12 protein-coding genes are annotated in these 17,067 nt (G+C 63.3%); 7 read left to right on the forward strand and 5 right to left on the reverse strand.

Features of this window, described 5'->3' with window-relative positions; genetic code table 11:
• Position 1 precedes the first annotated feature (1 nt).
• The 6 genes from IAE39_RS08055 to IAE39_RS08080 all read left to right on the forward strand — a co-directional run bounded on the left by IAE39_RS08055 (position 2) and on the right by IAE39_RS08080 (position 7,641).
• Positions 2-961, forward strand: coding sequence for a FecR domain-containing protein (locus tag IAE39_RS08055; RefSeq protein ID WP_201201056.1), 960 nt, complete (start codon positions 2-4; stop codon positions 959-961).
• A gap of 114 nt (positions 962-1,075) precedes the next feature.
• Entirely contained in the window at positions 1,076-3,562 is a 2,487-nt protein-coding gene (locus IAE39_RS08060; protein ID WP_201201058.1) for a TonB-dependent siderophore receptor, read from the forward strand.
• A gap of 124 nt (positions 3,563-3,686) precedes the next feature.
• Positions 3,687-3,941, forward strand: coding sequence for a helix-turn-helix domain-containing protein (locus IAE39_RS08065; protein WP_201201060.1), 255 nt, complete (start codon positions 3,687-3,689; stop codon positions 3,939-3,941).
• Complete coding sequence (locus IAE39_RS08070; RefSeq protein ID WP_201201061.1) at positions 3,925-5,157, forward strand: type II toxin-antitoxin system HipA family toxin; 1,233 nt, start codon at positions 3,925-3,927, stop codon at positions 5,155-5,157. The genes IAE39_RS08065 and IAE39_RS08070 overlap by 17 nt, the downstream gene beginning before the upstream one ends.
• A 68-nt stretch (positions 5,158-5,225) precedes the next feature.
• Positions 5,226-5,711: an isochorismatase family cysteine hydrolase gene (locus tag IAE39_RS08075; protein WP_201201062.1), complete on the forward strand. Its 486-nt coding sequence runs from the start codon at positions 5,226-5,228 to the stop codon at positions 5,709-5,711.
• 79 nt (positions 5,712-5,790) lie between these two features.
• Complete coding sequence (locus IAE39_RS08080) at positions 5,791-7,641, forward strand: DUF3857 domain-containing transglutaminase family protein (protein WP_201201063.1); 1,851 nt, start codon at positions 5,791-5,793, stop codon at positions 7,639-7,641.
• Positions 7,642-7,846: 205 nt separating this feature from the next.
• Here the strand turns inward: IAE39_RS08080 and IAE39_RS08085 are convergent, their stop codons facing one another.
• Entirely contained in the window at positions 7,847-8,734 is an 888-nt protein-coding gene (locus IAE39_RS08085) for a LysR substrate-binding domain-containing protein (RefSeq protein ID WP_201201064.1), read from the reverse strand.
• A 150-nt stretch (positions 8,735-8,884) separates the two neighbouring features.
• Here IAE39_RS08085 and IAE39_RS08090 point away from each other — a divergent pair, with 150 nt between their 5' ends.
• Positions 8,885-9,904 (forward strand): LLM class oxidoreductase, encoded by a 1,020-nt coding sequence (locus IAE39_RS08090; RefSeq protein ID WP_236548468.1) that lies wholly within the window; start codon positions 8,885-8,887, stop codon positions 9,902-9,904.
• A 35-nt stretch (positions 9,905-9,939) separates the two neighbouring features.
• On the opposite strand, the gene IAE39_RS08095 is transcribed toward IAE39_RS08090, so the two are convergent.
• From IAE39_RS08095 to IAE39_RS08110, 4 genes are all read right to left on the reverse strand, one after another.
• Positions 9,940-12,390 (reverse strand): TonB-dependent siderophore receptor, encoded by a 2,451-nt coding sequence (locus IAE39_RS08095; protein WP_201201066.1) that lies wholly within the window; start codon positions 12,388-12,390, stop codon positions 9,940-9,942.
• A 97-nt stretch (positions 12,391-12,487) separates the two neighbouring features.
• Positions 12,488-13,435 carry a FecR domain-containing protein gene (locus tag IAE39_RS08100; protein WP_201201067.1) on the reverse strand — a complete coding sequence of 316 codons (948 nt, stop codon included), beginning with the start codon at positions 13,433-13,435 and terminating at the stop codon, positions 12,488-12,490.
• A 2-nt stretch (positions 13,436-13,437) separates the two neighbouring features.
• Positions 13,438-13,968, reverse strand: a complete 531-nt coding sequence (locus tag IAE39_RS08105) for a sigma-70 family RNA polymerase sigma factor (protein WP_201201069.1) — start codon at positions 13,966-13,968, stop codon at positions 13,438-13,440.
• A 96-nt stretch (positions 13,969-14,064) separates the two neighbouring features.
• Positions 14,065-16,836 carry an amino acid adenylation domain-containing protein gene (locus IAE39_RS08110; protein WP_201201071.1) on the reverse strand — a complete coding sequence of 924 codons (2,772 nt, stop codon included), beginning with the start codon at positions 16,834-16,836 and terminating at the stop codon, positions 14,065-14,067.
• Positions 16,837-17,067 lie beyond the last annotated feature (231 nt).

Consider the following 17,067-nt stretch of genomic DNA (forward strand, 5'->3'; position numbering starts at 1 on the left):
CATGGCGGGTAGCGAGGCAGGTGCTGAGGCGTTGAACCGCAAGACGCTGGAAGCTGCCGCCAGCTGGTACGTGGAATTGCGCTGCGATGCCGATGAGGCCACGCGAGCGGCGCATCAGCGCTGGTTGCTCAGTGACCCGCGCCATGTGCAAGCCTGGGAGCGCCTGGCGCGCTTGCAGGGCAAGCTGGCGCAGGTTGCACCGGGTATCGCAAGGCCGACCTTGAGCAGCGCCCGCGCCAAGCGGCGTGAGGTGCTCAAGGTGCTGTCGGTACTGCTGATGGCGGGCGCTGCAGGCGGCATGGTGCTACGCGATGGCGGCGCTGCACGGCTGATGGCCGACCTGCGCACAGGGGTAGGCGAGCGCCGTTCGTTGCGGCTGGACGATGGTAGCCAGCTGCAGTTGAACACCGGCACGGCGGTTGATGTTCGCTACAGCGGCCAGTGGCGCTCGCTGGAACTGCTGAGGGGCGAAATCCTGGTGCAGACCGCAGCGGATGCCTTGTCCCGCCCCTTCATCGTGCACACCGGGCAAGGCAGTATTCGCGCGCTGGGCACACGCTTCACTGTGCGTTGCGACAGTGATACCACGCGGGTTTGCGTGCTTGAACATGCCGTGGAGGTGCGCCCGGCACAGGCCGCGATAACGGTACGGGTAGACGCCGGGCAGCAGTTGGCCTTTCATGCCGACCGGCCTGGCGCCGTGATGCCGGCGGCGACGATGGCAGATGCCTGGAGCCGGCAGATGCTGATCGTGGATAACTGGCGCCTCGCCGAGGTTGTCGGTGAATTGCAGCGATACCGCCCTGGCTACCTGGGCTGCGACGATGCCGTGGGCGAATTGCGCTTGTCCGGTGCGTTTCATCTGGCCGATATCGACATTGTCCTGGAAAACCTCACCACCACCTTGCCTGTGCGCATCCGCCGTTTCAGCCGCTACTGGACGCGCGTGGAAGCTGCCTGAAAATCGGCGAACATTTTTTTACCGAGGGGTTATCGATTGCCGGTCTCGTTCGACTTGTAGGTAGACGCGCAACAAGCGCAATGAAAAAACTGCCGCAGGGCGAAAGGAAACCGCATGCTCGCTGTCAACGATTGCAACCGCACCCTCCCTCTTAACACCCCCTCAGCCAGGCTGGCGCGGGCAGTGCACTGCGCGCTGTTCAGTGTGGCGCTGTCCACGCCGCTGGCCGCAGCGGTAATTGCCCAGCCCACCATGGCTCAGAACCAGGCTGAAGCGACCTTCGATATCCCCGCTGGCGCACTGGGCACCGCACTTACGCAATTTGCCTCGGCGGCCGGGGTAACGGTGTCGTTCGAACCGTCCTCGGTGCAGGCACTGAGATCGCCCGGGCTACACGGCCGTTTCAGTACCGATGCCGGCCTGCGCCAATTGCTGGCGGGCAGCAGGTTGCAGGTGTTGAAGCAGGCCAATGGCAGCTATTCGTTGTTGCCCATGGTGGGCGATGCTTCGACCCTGCAGCTTGATACCACCAGCATCACCGGCACCGCCACAGAGTCCGCCTATGGGCCGGTAAAGGGTTACGTCGCCAGCCGCAGCGCTACCGGGACCAAGACCGACACGCCGCTGCTGGAAATCCCCCAGGCCATCAACGTGGTCACCGCCGACCAGGTGCAAGCCCAGGGCGCGCGCAACCTGACCCAGGCGCTGCGCTACACCCCGGGCCTGGCCACGGGTGGCTTTACCGACCGCAACAGCATTGCCGACGAAATCACCAGCCGCGGCTTTGCCCCGACCCCGTTGTACCTGGATGGCGCCTACATCCCGTATGCCGGTAGCCTGGGGGGCGCACCGCAGATCGACCCCTACACGCTGGAGCGCATCGAGGTGCTCAAAGGCCCTTCGTCGGTACTGTACGGGCAGAACCAGCCGGGTGGGCTGATCAACATGGTCTCCAAGCGCCCGACCCGCGAGCAGCAAAGCCAGGTGAAGCTGGGGGCCGGCAGCTACAACCGGGTCAACGGCGCCTTCGATACCAGCGGCCCGCTGGACGAGCAGAAGGTGTTCACCTATCGCCTGGTCGGCGTTGCCGACAAAGGCAACGAGATGGTCGCGCACACCCACAGCGAGCGTTTGTTGCTGGCGCCCAGCCTGACCTGGGCGCCGAACGAGGACACATCCCTGACGTTGCTCGCGCAAGTACAGCGCGACGATGGCCTGGCCGACTATCAGTCGCTGCCAATGGTCGGCTCGCTCAAGCGTGGCCCGACCGGCCAGAAGATTGACCGCGACTTCCTCTCGGGCGACTCACGCTACAACGACTACAAGCGTGACCAGTTCATACTGGGCTACGACTTCAGCCACCGCTTCAACGATGACTTGGCCTGGCGTTCAACCGCGCGCTACACCGATGTGCGCGACCGTTACAAAGGCTTCTACCTGCGCAGCTTCGTCACCGATGGGGACGTGGTCGACTACACCCGCGCCAACCGGGTCAAGCTGGACTGGCGTCAGCACAACATCGCCTACACCGTCGATAACAACCTGGAGTACACCTTCGATACCGGTGCCCTGCGGCACACCCTGCTGGCCGGCGCCGATTACCGTCATTTCAGCCGCAAGTACGATGGCTACAATGCCTACAACGTGTTGCCGGTCGACCTGTACGGCAAGAACAACTACGACACCAGCAGCGTGAAGCCGGTACTGGACACCCGCTGGGACAACACCGTGCGCCAGACCGGGGTGTACCTGCAGGACCAGATCAAGCTGGACAACTGGATCCTCACCGTGGGCGGGCGCCAGGACTGGGCGGAAATCGACAACAAGGACCTGCTGGCGCACAGCATTGCCTCCCAGCGTGACAACAAGTTCACCGGGCGCATCGGCCTTACCTATGTCACCGAGTTTGGCCTGGCGCCGTATGTCAGCTATTCCCAGTCGTTCCTGCCGACGCTGGGCACGGCCGCGCCAGAGCGTGGCGGCAAGGCATTCGAGCCTACCGAGGGCGAGCAGTATGAAGTGGGGCTGAAGTACCAGCCGGTCGAGGGCACCTTGTTCACCGCTTCGGTGTTTCAGGTCAAGCAGAAGAATGTGCTGACCGGCGATACCGAGTACCCGCAATACCAGTCGCAAAACGGCGAGGTGCGCTCACGCGGGGTTGAGCTGGAACTGAAATCCAGCGTCGACAATGTCGATGTGCTGGCCGCAGCCACCTACATCGATTCGTTCTACACCAAGAGCACCTACGGCGACCAGGGCAACCGCAACGAATCGCAGGCACCTGTATCCGCCTCGCTGTGGGTGGATTATCACTTCACCCAGGCCGCGCTCAATGGCCTGACCTTTGGCGCCGGCGCCCGCTACACCGGCCGCAAACCGGGCAACTCGGCCAATACCTTCGATGTACCGGCCTACGCCGTGTACGACGCCACCGTCAGCTACGACCTCGGCAAGCTCGACCCCGGCCTGCGCGGCCTGCAGGCCAGCCTGAACGTGCAGAACATCTTTGACCGCGAGTATGTGTCGGACTGTAACTACGCGTTTGGCTGCTACTACGGGCAGGAGCGGGTGGCGGCGGTGGAGATGACGTACGACTGGTAGTCGTCTGAGGCATCTTATTGTCATTGCGCAACCCAACGAGAAACACCTGTACAGCTTTTTTTGAATCAAATACGATGCATAAATGTATTTTTCCAATAAATGCATTGTATATGGTGCATGTTGTATGAACGATCTGGGCGCTTTGATCAAAAAACTGCGTAAAGACGCCGGGCTTTCTCAGGCCCAGCTCGCGCAGCGTCACGGCATGAGCCGAGCAACCATTTCGGGGATCGAAAACAATTCGATCGCCGAAGTCGGCATTCGCAAGGTTGCCGCGATCCTGGAGGGCCTGGGCTATGAACTGACCGCTACGCCCAGGCGCCGTCGCAGGACACTGGATGAACTGAAGGCCGGGGGTATCCATGACCAGGAAGAATGACCGCCTGTACATCGGTGCAGGCGGCAGCACGGTCGGCACGTTGGGGCGCAGTGAAGAGAACCCGCGTGACACAGTCTTTACCTACGACCCTGCAGCTGACGAGGCGCAAGCCGTCTCGTTGACCATGCCAACGCGACTGGCGAGCTACAAGTGGGAGTATGGGATACACCCCGTGTTCGAGATGAACCTGCCTGAAGGGCACCTGAAACAAGAACTCATGCGGCGCTTCAGCAAGTCGGTGCGCGGGTTTGACGATTTCGCGCTGCTGGGCATTGTCGGCCCCCACCAACTGGGTCGGATCAGCATCGCCCAGCAGGCCGGCGACGACCCGATGCCGGGGATAACGCTGTCAAACTTGTTGGTTCACGACGGTGCCGAAGGCCTGTTCGCCGAGTTGTTGGGCACCTATGCGGCATACTCCGGCGTGTCGGGCGTTCAGCCCAAAGTGCTGGTGCGGGATGTCGACGCTAGGGCCCATGCTGTCGACCGGCTTACCCACCGTGGCGCCACACACCTGGTGAAGGCATTCAACGAAGCAGACTTCCCGCAGTTGGCGGCCAACGAATTTTTCTGCATGCGGGCGGCGTTGCATTGTGGCCTTGAAGTGCCCGAATTCCAGCTCAGCCAGCAGGGCAGGTTTCTGGTGGTTCAGCGCTTTGACGTCGGCGATAACGCCTACCTCGGGTTTGAGGACATGTGCGTGTTGTCGGGGTGGGGCACAGGCAAGAAGTACGACGGTAGCTACCAAGGCTGTGCGCAATTGATCAAGCTGTATGTCACGCCCAGCCGAGTACCACGGGCACTGGAAGACTTTTTCACTCTGGTAGCGTTGTGCGCGGGCATCCAGAACGGTGATGCGCATTTGAAGAACTTCGGCCTGCTCTATGAGCATTGCGCCGAAGACGCAGACATCTGGCTCGCACCTGCCTATGACCTGGTGACCACCACGGTGTACAGCAGCCACGACATCATGGGGCTGCTGCTTGGGGGCTCGAAAGCCTGGCCCAAGCGTAAGCTGCTGGTGCAATTCGGGCGTACTGCCTGCAACCTGACTGAAGCCCGCTGTAATGAGTTGCTGGACAGGGTGCAGGCTGGCATGACGCTGGCAATGGCAGAAATGTCGGACTACCGACGCAGCCATCCAGCGTTTGATGAAGTGGGCGCGAAAATGGCCGCTGCATGGGCTGTGGGGCTGGCCAGAAGTATCGTACCGTAGCGTGCCGGGCGACCACGGCCCGGACCCGCGTTATACTCCGCGCCTTTTGCCCATGCCGGAATCCGCTCATGCGCCAGGCTTTGCTCATCGTCGATGTCCAGTCCACCTTCAGCCCACCCGAGTGGCTGGTCGATGGCCTGCGCCGGTTGTCGGCGAACATCCCCACCGTTGCCTCGGTCGAGTTGCATGACGAACAGGTCACGCCCTTCGAGCGCCAGCTGGGCTGGCACCCGGCGGCCGAAGACGAGAGCCTGGTCGAGGCCGACCAGGTATTCGTCAAGCATGGCTACGGGCAGAGCGCCGAGGCAATCGCATACATCCGCCAGCTGGGCGTGGAGCGGGTGCTGGTGTGTGGGCTGCAGACCGAAACCTGCGTGCTGGCTGCCGGCTTTGCCCTGTTCGATGCCGGGCTGACGCCGACCCTGGTCACCGACATGACGGTTGGCTCCTCGCTGGACCGCTCGGGCAAGCTGGGCATCCAGCTGTGGCAGCACCACTTCCGCCAGGTCACTACCTCGGCCGAGGTGCTGGCGGAACTGGCCGAGAATCGATAGCGCATGTAATCACTTTGCCATCAAGCGGCGCCAATGCGTATCATTGTCGATTGTAGTCCGCTGATCGAGAAGGATCTCCATGCTGAAAATGCCTCGCCTGGCAGCTGTTCTGCTGCCGGTCACAATCACCTGGTGTGGCCTTGCCCACGCCTTCACCGACGGCACCGACCGTTCCGTCACCCTGGAAAAGATCGAACAGGCTTTTGTGGTGCAGAAAGATGGCAGCTATCGCGTCGACGTCGACAGCGTGCTGCTGATCAACGAAGAACGCGCCATCAAGGCCAATGCCGAGCAGCCGCTTGGCTACAACCGTTCGCTGGAAACGCTGGACGTGCTCGAGGCGTACACGCAGAAGCCCGATGGCCGCAAGGTGCCGGTCGATGCCGCGCACATCAAAGAGCAGCAGGAGCACGCGTCGGCCCAGGCGCCGATGTTCCAGGACTCGCTGAACAAGGTGGTCATCTTCCCCGAGGTGGCGGTGGGCGACCGGTTGGTGCTGCGTTACCAGCGCAACCGCTTCACGCCATTGTTCCCCGGGCAGTTCGAAGACATCACCGTACCGAGGTTTCACCCGGTCGGGCAGTTCTCGCTGACCTACGACCTGCCGCAGGGCATGCCGCTGCAGGCCGATGCCCGCAGCTTCAAGGCTTCGCCGCCTGCCACGGTTGATGGCCGTACGGTGTATCGCTGGGACTACCGACCCGCGGCGCGGGCGCGGATCGAGACCGGGGCGGTGTCGTACCTGGATTATGGCCACTACCTGGCGGTGTCGACGTTCTCAGGCTTCAAGGACTTCGCCCAGGCCTACCAGGCCAGGGCCACGGTCGAGGTCACCCCGCAGATTCGCGAGCTGGCACAGCGCCTGACGGCCGGTTTGCCCACGGCGCGGGAGAAGGCCCTGACCCTGAGCGACTGGGTACGCCAGAACATCCGCTATGTGGCGGTGTATGTCGGCGCTGGCGGGGTAGTGCCGCATGCCGCGCAAACCGTGCTGGACAACCGTTACGGCGACTGCAAGGACCACGTTGCGTTGCTGGAGGCACTGCTGGATGCGGCAGGCATCAAGAGCACGCCGGCGATGGTCAACCAGGGCAATGCCTATGTGTTCCCCAAGGTGCCGGCCCTGGGTGTGCTGAACCATGTGATCACTTACGTGCCGAGCCTGGACTTGTACCTGGACTCGACTGACCCGTCGATTGCCGCGGGGTACCTGCCGTTGACCGTTCTGAACAAGCGGGTACTGCTGACCGCCACTGGCGAGTTCGGCAAGACCCCGGCCATGCAGTTGAACCAGGTGTCCAGTGACTTGCTGTTCAAGGTGAAGGCCGATGGTGGCGCTGACTTCACCAATGTTTCCACAGTGAAAGGCTGGGCCAGCGAGATCAGCCGTTTCAGCCTGAAACTGATGAAGCCGGCAGACCGCGACATGCTGGTGGAAAAAGTGCTGGCTGCTTACGGTCAGCGTGGCAGCGGTTCGTTCAAGATTGCGCCGCCGGCTGCCAATGGCGACTTTGTCAGCACTGTGGATGGGCGCACGGAAAACCTGGTCAACCTGCCCGGGCCGGTTGGCGTGGCGACGCTTACCAGCCTCGCCGGTGGTATCTCGCAGAACGTGTACAGCTTCACCCTGGAGAAGCAACGCAGCCAGAGTTTCGTGTGCATTGGCAACGATACGGTGGAAACCTCGCGCTTCGAGTTCCCTGCCCAGGTCAACGTGCTGGCCATCCCCAAGCCCGTGAACTTGCATGACGGTGATGTCGACTACAGTGCGCGTTATACCCAGGACGGCAATGCCGTGGTAGTCGAGCGGCACTTCAAGTTCAGCCCGGCGGGCGCGGTGTGCTCGCCTGACGACTTCAGTGCCATGAAGCCGGCGCTGGAGGCAATGATCCGCGACCTGCAAAGCCAGATTATTGTGCAGGCGGGTTGATCGCAGACTGCCCGCTCCCATAGATCTGCACATATTTCATTGAATTAGCAGCAACACTGTGGGAGCAAATGTCTTGCTCAATTTCTAAAAGCTGGCGCGATCCCTGTGGGAGCGGGCTTGCCCGCGAACACGGGCGCAGCCCGTGCCACCCACCGCGTCGCCTGCTTCGCGGGCTTGCCCGCTCCCACAGGGATCGTGCACAGCATCAGTTGTTCAACGCCTGCTCTGTGACCCAGTCGACGAACGCCCGCACCTGCGGGCGTTTCAACGCGTCCTCATGGGCCACGGCGTAATAGGCGAACCGCGCCGGCCATGGCCGGTCCACCGCGACCACCAGCCTGCCGCTGCGCAGGTCTTCTTGTGCATGGTAATCCTGCACCAGCGCAATGCCTTGCCCAGCCACCGCCGCGCGCAACAGCAGCAGGTCTTCATCGAAGCTCGGCCCTCGGCTGCAACGGCCGTCCACTGCGCAGCCGTGGGCCTGCAACCATAACGGCCAGTCAGCCCGCTCGCCATCATGCAGCAGCGGGTAGTGCAGGCAGCCTGCCGGCTCGGCAATGGCCGGCCCGTCGGCCAGCAGCGCAGGGCTCGCTACTGGCAACAGCACCGGCGCCATCAGCGCGATGCTGTGCAACCCCGGGTAATGCCCCAGGCCATGGCGCAGCGCCACGTCAACGCGGTCGCGTTGCAAATCCACCAGCTTTGCCGATGCCTCCACCCGCACCTCGATGTCCGGGTGGCGTGCAGCAAAATCCCCCAGGCGCGGCACCAGCCAGGTCGCGGCAAAGGCGGGCACGGTGCTCACCGTCAGGCTGGGTGTGCGGGCCGCCGTCTGCAACTCGGCCAGGGCGCTTTCGATCTGCCCGAAGCCGCGCGACAAGCCCGGGTATAGCCGCGTGCCGGCGTCGGTCAGTTGCACGCCATAGCGCCCGCGTACCAGCAGGGTAACGCCCAGGCGCTCTTCGAGCAGGCGAATCTGCTGGCTGATCGCCCCCGGTGTCACGCCCATGTGCTCGGCGGCGGCTTTCAAGGTACCCAGGCGTGCCGTTTCGCTGAACGCGCGCAAGGCAAGCAAAGGCAAGACGGCTCCCATGGGCTGCTCCTGTGTTTAGAAAATCTAAAGTCAAAGGGCAGAACGTATCGTTTCTGAATTCCGCCCGTGGTGACTAGCATAACGCTCGGATCAGCTACCAAACATTAGATTTTCTGAAGGAGCCATTGCATGTCCGTTTTCGATCCGACGCTGTCTGCTGTTACTCGCGGCGCCGACGCCAGCGCCTTTGCCCACCACCCCGGCTACTGCCGTATGTTCGCCCCCCAGCGGCTGACGTTGGGGGTGTTCCTGCCGCTACGCTTCTACCAGGGCGACATGCGCGTGTTACAGGGCCAGGCCGAACTGGTGCGCGCCATTGACCGGCAGGGCTTCGCTGCCGTGTGGGTGCGCGACGTGCCATTGTTCGACCCCGCGTTCGGCGATGCCGGCCAGGTGTTCGACCCGTTCGCCTACCTGGCCTACCTGGCGGCCCAGACCCGGCACGTGGCACTGGCCACCGGCAGTGCGATTTTTACCCTGCGCCACCCGATCGACCTGGCCAAGGCCGCGGCAACCCTGGACTGCCTGTCGGGCGGGCGGCTGCTGCTGGGTATCGCCTCGGGTGATCGCGCCGTGGAGTTCCCGGCCTACGGCTTGGCCCACGCAGCGCGCGGCGAGCGTTTTGCCCTGGCAGTGGATTACGTGCGCCGGTTGCTGGCGGGGCATACCTCGATCGATTCGCCGCTGGGGCAGGTGCGCGATGCCCAGTTGTTGCCCAGGCCGTCGAGTGGGCGTATTCCGTTGGTGGTCACCGGCCGTTCGCAACAGAGCCTGGAATGGTTGGGGGAACACGCCGACGGCTGGCTGAGCTACCCGGACGCCACCCACGATGCCTTGGGGCGCGTGCGCCTGGCCGAGAAGATCCGCGCCTGGCGTGCCGCCATCCCGGGCGGTGGTTTTCGCCCGCACATGACCAACGAGTGGATCGACCTGGTCGATGACCCGCACTTCCCGCGCACTCCAATGCAGGGCGGCTATGTGCTCAGGACCGGGCGCAACGGGCTGATCGACCTGCTCGGCGAGTGGCAGGCAGCCGGGGTCAACCATGCCGCGCTGGGCATTCACAAGGCGCAGCGGCCTGCGGCAGACATCATTCAGGAACTGGCCGAAGACGTGCTGCCACTGTTCCCCAGCCTGCCGGGGCCGCAGCCGCTGAGGCAGGACTGGTAGCTGCACGGCAGGCCGGGCGCTGACTCACTGCCCCGTCAGAAGTCCCAGCGGGTAGTGACCATCAGGTTGCGTGGTTCGCCGTAGTAGGTGGTGTCGAAGTTGCCCAGCCCGGTCAGGTAGACCTTGTCGAACACGTTGTTGGCATTGGCCGTAAAGCTCAAGTGCTCGCTGTACTGGTAGCGGGCCATGAGGTCGACCAGGGTGTAGCCGCCTTGCTTGATGCGCGTGTAGTCATTGGCGATCGGGCTGTAGATGTTGCCGTAGAAGCCGCTTTGCCAGCGCAGCCCGCCGCCCACGGTCACCGGGTCGAGTGCGCCATGCAGGCGATAGGTATTGAATAGCCGCACCACGTGTTCAGGCTTGGTGGTTGCCAGCGGGAAACCGAAAATCCGCTGGTCGTCGGCGTCGCGGGTACGGGCGTAGGTGTAGCCGGCCGTGACGTTCCAGCCGGGCGACAGTTCGCCGGCCAGCTCCAGCTCGACGCCTTTGGTCGTCGCGCCGTCGATGGCTTTGTAAATGCCTTCGTTGGTCACCGGGTTGGTGCCGATGTTGGAGGCGACGTTGTCTTGCTCGATGCGGAAGAACGCCAGGGTGCCGTTCAGCCGGCCATCGAACCAGGCCGCCTTGAAGCCCGCTTCATAGCCGTCACCTTCAACCGGTGCAAGGGTTGCGCCGTTGATGTCCTTGTACACTTGCGGCTGGTAGATCGAGGTGTAGCTGGCGTACACCGAGTAGGTATCGTCCAGGTCGTAGACCACACCCGCATAGGGGGTTACCACGCCATGTTCCTTGTAGCTGGCATGCGTGTCGCTCAGTGACGACGTTGGGTAGTAGTCTTCATCATCGTTGTACTTGAAGGTGCTGACCCGGGTGCCGAGGATCACCGACAGCTTGTCGGTCGGCCGCAGGCGGGTGGCCAGGTAGGCGCCGTTCTGGCTTTGCGTGGTGGTGTAGTGGCCGTTCTTCGGGAAGTCCTGCTCCGGGAGCTTGCCGTTCCAGTCGAAGATGGAGCCGGGCACCATGGCGAACGCGCTGCCGTCGTAGGTATCGCCAGTTTGTCGTGAGTGCGCGGTCATGAAGCCGGCCACCAGGTCATGCTCGCGGCCAAGCAGGGTGAACGGGCCGGAGACATTCAGGTCTGCAGTGTTTTGCACGCGGTGGCCTTCCCAGCGCCCCCAGTACAGGAACATGCCCTCGCCAGTGACCGGGTCCGGGTTGCCGCCGCTGGCAGAGGCCAGGCGCGTGTCGTGGTCGCTGATCATGTGGTTGAGGCTGAGCTTGACCTTCCAGCTATTGGCCAGGGCTTGCTCCAGCGAGGTGAAGTAGGTGGTGGACTGGAAGTCGCGACGGCTCCAGTCTGCCGCCGGGTTGTGCGAGCGCGAGAAATCGGTGCGGCTGCCGTCGGAGAAGTACGTCGGGTTACCGGTCCAGGACGAACCGCGCGGGGTGGTGGCCTGGTTGTCGATGCCGAAGGTCAGCAGGGTCTCGGGCGTCAGGTCGGCTTCGACAATGCCGTAGTAAACGTCCTTTTTCTGCTTGTAGTGGTCCAGGTAAGACTTGCGGTCCTGGTAGGCCGCCACCACCCGGCCACGCACGCTGCCGCTGTCGTTGAGCGAACCCGACAGGTCACCTTCGGTGCGGTAGTTGTCCCACGACCCGGCGCTGGCGGTGATCGAAGCCTTGAAGTCGTGGGTGGGCTTCTTGCGCACCAGGTTGACCGTGGCCGAAGGGTCGCCAGAGCCGGTCATCAGGCCGGTGGCGCCCTTGATGACTTCGATGCGGTCGTAAGCGGCCATGTCGACGTGGGTCACGCCCTCATCGTAAACCCCGTCATAGATGGTGTTGATGCCGTCGTACTGATAGTTGGTGATGGCAAAACCGCGTGCGGAGTACTCCATGCGCTCGCTGTCGTAGGCCTGTACCGAAACCCCGGGCGTGTTGCGCAACACGTCGCCGATGTCTTGTGAACCGTGGTCGTCGATTACCTGGCGGGTAATGATGCTGACCGACTGCGGGGTCTCGCGCAGGGTCAGTGGCAACTTGGTTGCGCTGGTCGAACCGCCGGTGGTGTAGGCGCCGCTGCCCTCGGTGACATTGCCCGGCCCCAATGCGTCGATGCGGCTGGGGGCCAACTCCAGTGCGTTGCCCTCGCGGGTGGTCTGCAGCAACGAATAGCGCCCGTCATGCTCCCGTACGGCCTGCAACCCGGTACCGCCCAGCAGTAGCTGCAACGCTTGCTCCACCTCGTAGCGGCCGTCGAGTGCCGGCGAGCGTTTACCGCGCGTGAGCTGGGTGTCGAAGGACACCACGATGCCAGACTCTGCAGCGAACCGGGTCAGCACTTCGCCCAGGTCGCCCTGTGGCAGGTGGTAATCATGGGCCTGGCTGGCGCAGGCAGCGCCAGGCCCACCGAGCAAGGCAGCCAGCATCAGGCAGGTGCGCAGGCCTGGCGCGGTGAAAGGCCTGGGGTTGAGGCGGCGGGTCATGTTTGCGGTTTCTCTTGTAGGTAAGTGTCGGGTTACCTATGAGTCGGATAAGCCGCGCCAAAGTGATCAGGTGTCGCTCATTTATTTACACAGCGGTTTACGCAGCGCTGATCGTTACCCAGTAGCGGGTACGGCTGTGTACCTGAACCGGCAGTGACGTGGTCAGGGCCCGCAGTATCTGCTCGGTATCAGCGAGCCTGAAGGTGCCGCTGATGCGCAGCCCGGCCACGCCAGGTGCGCAACGCAGCCAGCCTGGCCGGTAGCGGGAGAGGTTGCTGACGAATGCATCAAGGCGCTGGTCATTGGCAATCAGCAGGCCCTGGCTCCAGGCGTCGGCGGCCAGTGCGACGGTTTCCAGCGGGGCGAAGCCTTGCGCATTGAACTGGCAGCGCTGGCCTTGGCTTACCCGCAGCGTCTGGCCCGAAGCCAGCGTCACCTGTGCCTGCTGGCCGAACACCTCAAGGCTGCTGCTGTCGTCGAACAAGCGCACGGCAAAGCGGCTTTCGCCTGCCTCGATGGCACCGTCACGGGTAACCACCCTGCAACTCTGGCGTGGCGGTACGGTGACCATCAGTTCACCTTGGCGCAGGCGTAGCCACGGTGCGCCTGGCAGGTCGCCCACGTCGGCTGCGGATGCTGTATTGAGTACCAGCGCTGTGCCGTTGTTCAGCGACAGCGAGCGCTGTTCACCCACGCGGGTACGCACATCTGCCAGCCACGGCGATTGCCGGACTTCCCGGTAGCCGCCCAGGCCCACGGCGCTGCCACCCAGCAGCAGCAAACCCGCCTTGACCACCCGCCGACGGCTGGCGTGCCGACCCTGCGCTGCCAACGCCAGTACGCGTGCCGAAGCCGGGCTTTCGCTTGCGGCCATCCGTGTTTGCAGGCGCTCGGCCTGTTGCCAGGCCCAGGCATTGACCGGGGTTGCGTTCAGCCACAGCTGCCAGGCGCCATGGTCACTGGCCAGCTGTTCACCGCTGTTGAGCTGGCTGAACCAGTGTGCGGCCTGGCGCAATGCAGCCAGTTGCTCGGCATTCAGGCTCATGCTCACAAGCCATGTTCAAGGCTGTAGATCATGCAGTGCTCAGCCGCTTTGGCCACGTAGCGGCGCACGCTGACTTCGGAAATACCCAATTGGCTGGCGATGTGTTTGTACGGCATGCCATCGATCTGTGACAGCAGGAATGCCTCGCGCACCTTGGGCCCGAGCGAGGCCAGCATGGCGTCCAGTTCAAACAGGGTTTGCAGCAGGGCCAGGCGTTGCTCGGGCGAGATATCCAGCGCTTCGGGTTGCTCGGCGAGCACCTGCAGCCAGGCCCGTTCCAGGTGCACACGGCGCAGGTGGTCGATCATCAACCGGCGTGCGATGGTTGCCAGGTAGCCCTTGGGTTCGCGCACGGCTTCGAGTTTTACGGCTGCGTCGGCAGCAGACATCACGCGCACGAATACATCCTGGACCAGGTCGGCCGCCAGGTGGCTGCAGTTCACCCGCGGTTTCAGCCAGTTATGCAGCCATTTGCCCTGCGCCCGGTATAGCTGGCCGACTTGTGAGGTGAAAGCTGCGTCCGGGGTGCTCATCCATGCCGCCTGAAAATACTTGCAAATGTTAATGGTTCGCATTTTATGCAAAGTGTTTCAGGGTTTGCAATCACTGCTCCTGTTGGGGAAATTGGCTTAAACGGAGCTGGCGCGCGCGTCAGCATCCGTATCGGGTGCCTGATTGCGCTTGCGCCAGCGGGAAAACAACAGACGCAGCACGGTATTCCAGCAGTAGCTCACCGCCACCCCACCGGCCAGGGCCAGGGCCACTTCGAACAGCGGGTGATGGAAAATATGGTCTGCCACTGACTGGAACTGGAAATGCGTCAGGTAGATATACAAGGTCGACGAGGCGATCACCGCACCGGCCCGTGCTACCAGCGCAGGCACGGGTACCGAGCGGAACCAGATAAGTGCCAGCATCGCCGGCATGGCAATGTCGACATAGCGCGTGAATGCCTCCCAGCCAATGCCGGCAACCGCCATCAGGTCCAGTTCGCCAACCACCAGCACGGCCACTGCACTGGCGACCCATTTGCGCGCGGTGGTATCGGCGTGGTGAACGGCCATGCCCAGCACCATCACTGCCAGGAAGTGTTGCGGCACCCGGTGGAGCAGGGGGCTGGCGTCAAACACGAAGCGGTTGAGCAGCACATCCAGCGCTACCAGCGTGCAGGTAGCCAGGATCAGCCAGCGGAACGGGTCGGCGTTGACGGCCTGGCGCACGCGCCTGATCGACAGCACCAGGCCAATGATCACGATCATCTGCACCAGCACTTCGATGTACCAGTAATTGAACAGGCTGACCTCGTTGGCCGGGAACCAGTTGGACATCAGCAGCAGCGATTGCCAATGCAGCCGGTCGAATACCAGTTGCAGCAGTGCGGTGTACAACAGGGTCGGCACCGCAATGGCGGCCAGTGACGGCAGCAGCGTGCGTGCATCACCCCGTGCTTCGATAGCCTTGAGCTGGAAGCGTGCCAGGCTGATGCCAGAGACCAGGAATAGCACCGAGGTTTCACCGACGATCAGCCAGTGGTCGAGCTCGCTCAGGTGGCCGACGACGATCAGGATGATGGCGAGCATGCGCACGAACACCGGCATCTCCATGACCCGCCATGCGTTGTTGGACGGTGCACTCAATTCGGCCAGCTGACACACCGGCAGGGTTTCCCAGCGTTCCGGCAAGTGACCGATCAGTTCCTCCAGCACCCGTGAGGCCTGTACGAACGACAGCGAATCACCGCCCAGCTCGACAAAGCTCAACCTGGCATCCAGGCGCGGTACCTGGAGGATGCGCGCCCAGGCTGTACTCAGTTTTTCAGCCAGCGGTGACAAGGGTTGGCCTGCGGTGTCGTCAAACGGTGCAGGCAGTGCGCGCTTGTCGATTTTGCCGTTGGGCGTGAGCGGTATGGCGTCAAGGAACACGAACAGTGCCGGCACCATGTAGTCCGGCAACTGGCCGGCGATTGCCTGGCGCAATTCACTCGCGCGGGTGGCCTGGCGCGCGACGCAGTAGGCTATCAGCCGGGGCGTCGCGCTGTCGTGGTTGGCCAGCACTACGCACTGCCCGATGTGCGGGTGGCGGCTGATGGTGTTCTCGATTTCTGCCAGTTCGATGCGATGGCCGCGAATCTTCACCTGGCCGTCAGCGCGGCCGAGGAAGCTGGCGCTGCCATCGGCCAGGTAGGTGCCCAGGTCGCCGGTACGGTAGCAACGGTCGGTTGCGTCCGCAGTGAACGGGTTGGCGATGAATTTGGCCTCGGTCAGCGCCGGGTCGCCCCAGTAGCCTCGCGACAGGTAGGGGCTGCGGATCAGGATTTCGCCGGTTTCACCCACGCTGACCAGTTGGTTGGCCGGGTTGACCACCAGCAACTGCGCTTCAGCGATGCCTTTGCCCAGCGGCACTCGGGTGTTGTCCGCGTCTGGGTCGAGCCTGTGGAAGGCCATGGCTTGCGGGGTTTCGGTGGTGCCGTAGAAGTTCACGTTGACGGCGTTTGGTGCAATGGCGCGGATCTGCTGGAACAACGCCGGGCTGAGTGCATCGCCGCCCCAGAACAGGTAGCGCAGTTGCTCGAACCGCTGGCCAGTCATCTGCGCACCGGTTTCTATCAGCTTGCCCAGCGGCGGGGTCAGGTGGATCACATTCACGTCATGCTGGTGTATCCAGTGGGCCAGCCGTGCCGGGTCGGTCAGGGTCGACTGGGCCGGGCAGGCGATGGTCGCACCCAGTGACAGTGGCGTGAACACATCGCGGTACACCGGGTCATGGCCCAGGCCGGATAGCAACGAGAAGGTGTCGGCCTGGCTGAAACCGTGCTGGCTCACATGCCAGTCGACGAAGTGCACCAGCGGCGCGTGGTGAGTGACGATGCCCTTGGGCTCGCCGGTGCTGCCCGAGGTAAAGGTGATGTAGGCCGGTTGTTCGGGGCTCACGGCCGGCAGCGTCGCAGCTTGCCAGGGGAAGGCCTGCAGTGCCTCGGCGGGTGCCTCCGGCACGCTCACGACCCGGGTCTGCCCGGCCTCGACGGTTGCCTGGCCACAGCGCAGGATCACGGCAGGTGCCAGGGTGCTGACCAATTGCTGGATACGCGCGGCGGGGTAGGCGGCGTCGGCCACGCTGAACGCACGCCCGGCACGCAGGCAGCCGAGCATGGCGTAGACCAGCGCGGCGCAGCGCTCGGCGACGATCAATACACGATCAGTGCTGCTGCCGGTATGTTCCAGCAGATGGGCAGCAATACCCTGGCTGATCAGTGCCAGTTGGGTGTAACTGCACGTGGCGTGCGGGGTAATGACTGCAGTGGCATCTGGACAGCGCTGGGCCTGTTGCAGAAAGGCCTGATGAATCGGCTGCTCGGCATGGTATTCCAGGCACAGCGTCGGGTTCGGGCGCAGGTCCGGCATGATGGGTGAAGGCTCCGCATGAACGTTGGGGCTGGCTGGTAGCACAACGCTAGTGCAGAGAGGGCGATGACGCCAATGATGGCTAACGCCTTGCGATAGCCGGGTGGTGCGTAGCCGGGTTCGCAGCCACTCCGGGAGCCCTGTGGGAGATTCTATGGTTTCTGGCAATGGCATCAGGGTTGCCAGGTGCTCGCCAGGGCATTTTCAGCGCCTGTGGCCAACACCTGCCAG

It is taken from the genome of Pseudomonas sp. S37 (assembly GCF_016658545.1).
In the GTDB taxonomy this organism is placed as follows: Bacteria; Pseudomonadota; Gammaproteobacteria; order Pseudomonadales; family Pseudomonadaceae; genus Aquipseudomonas.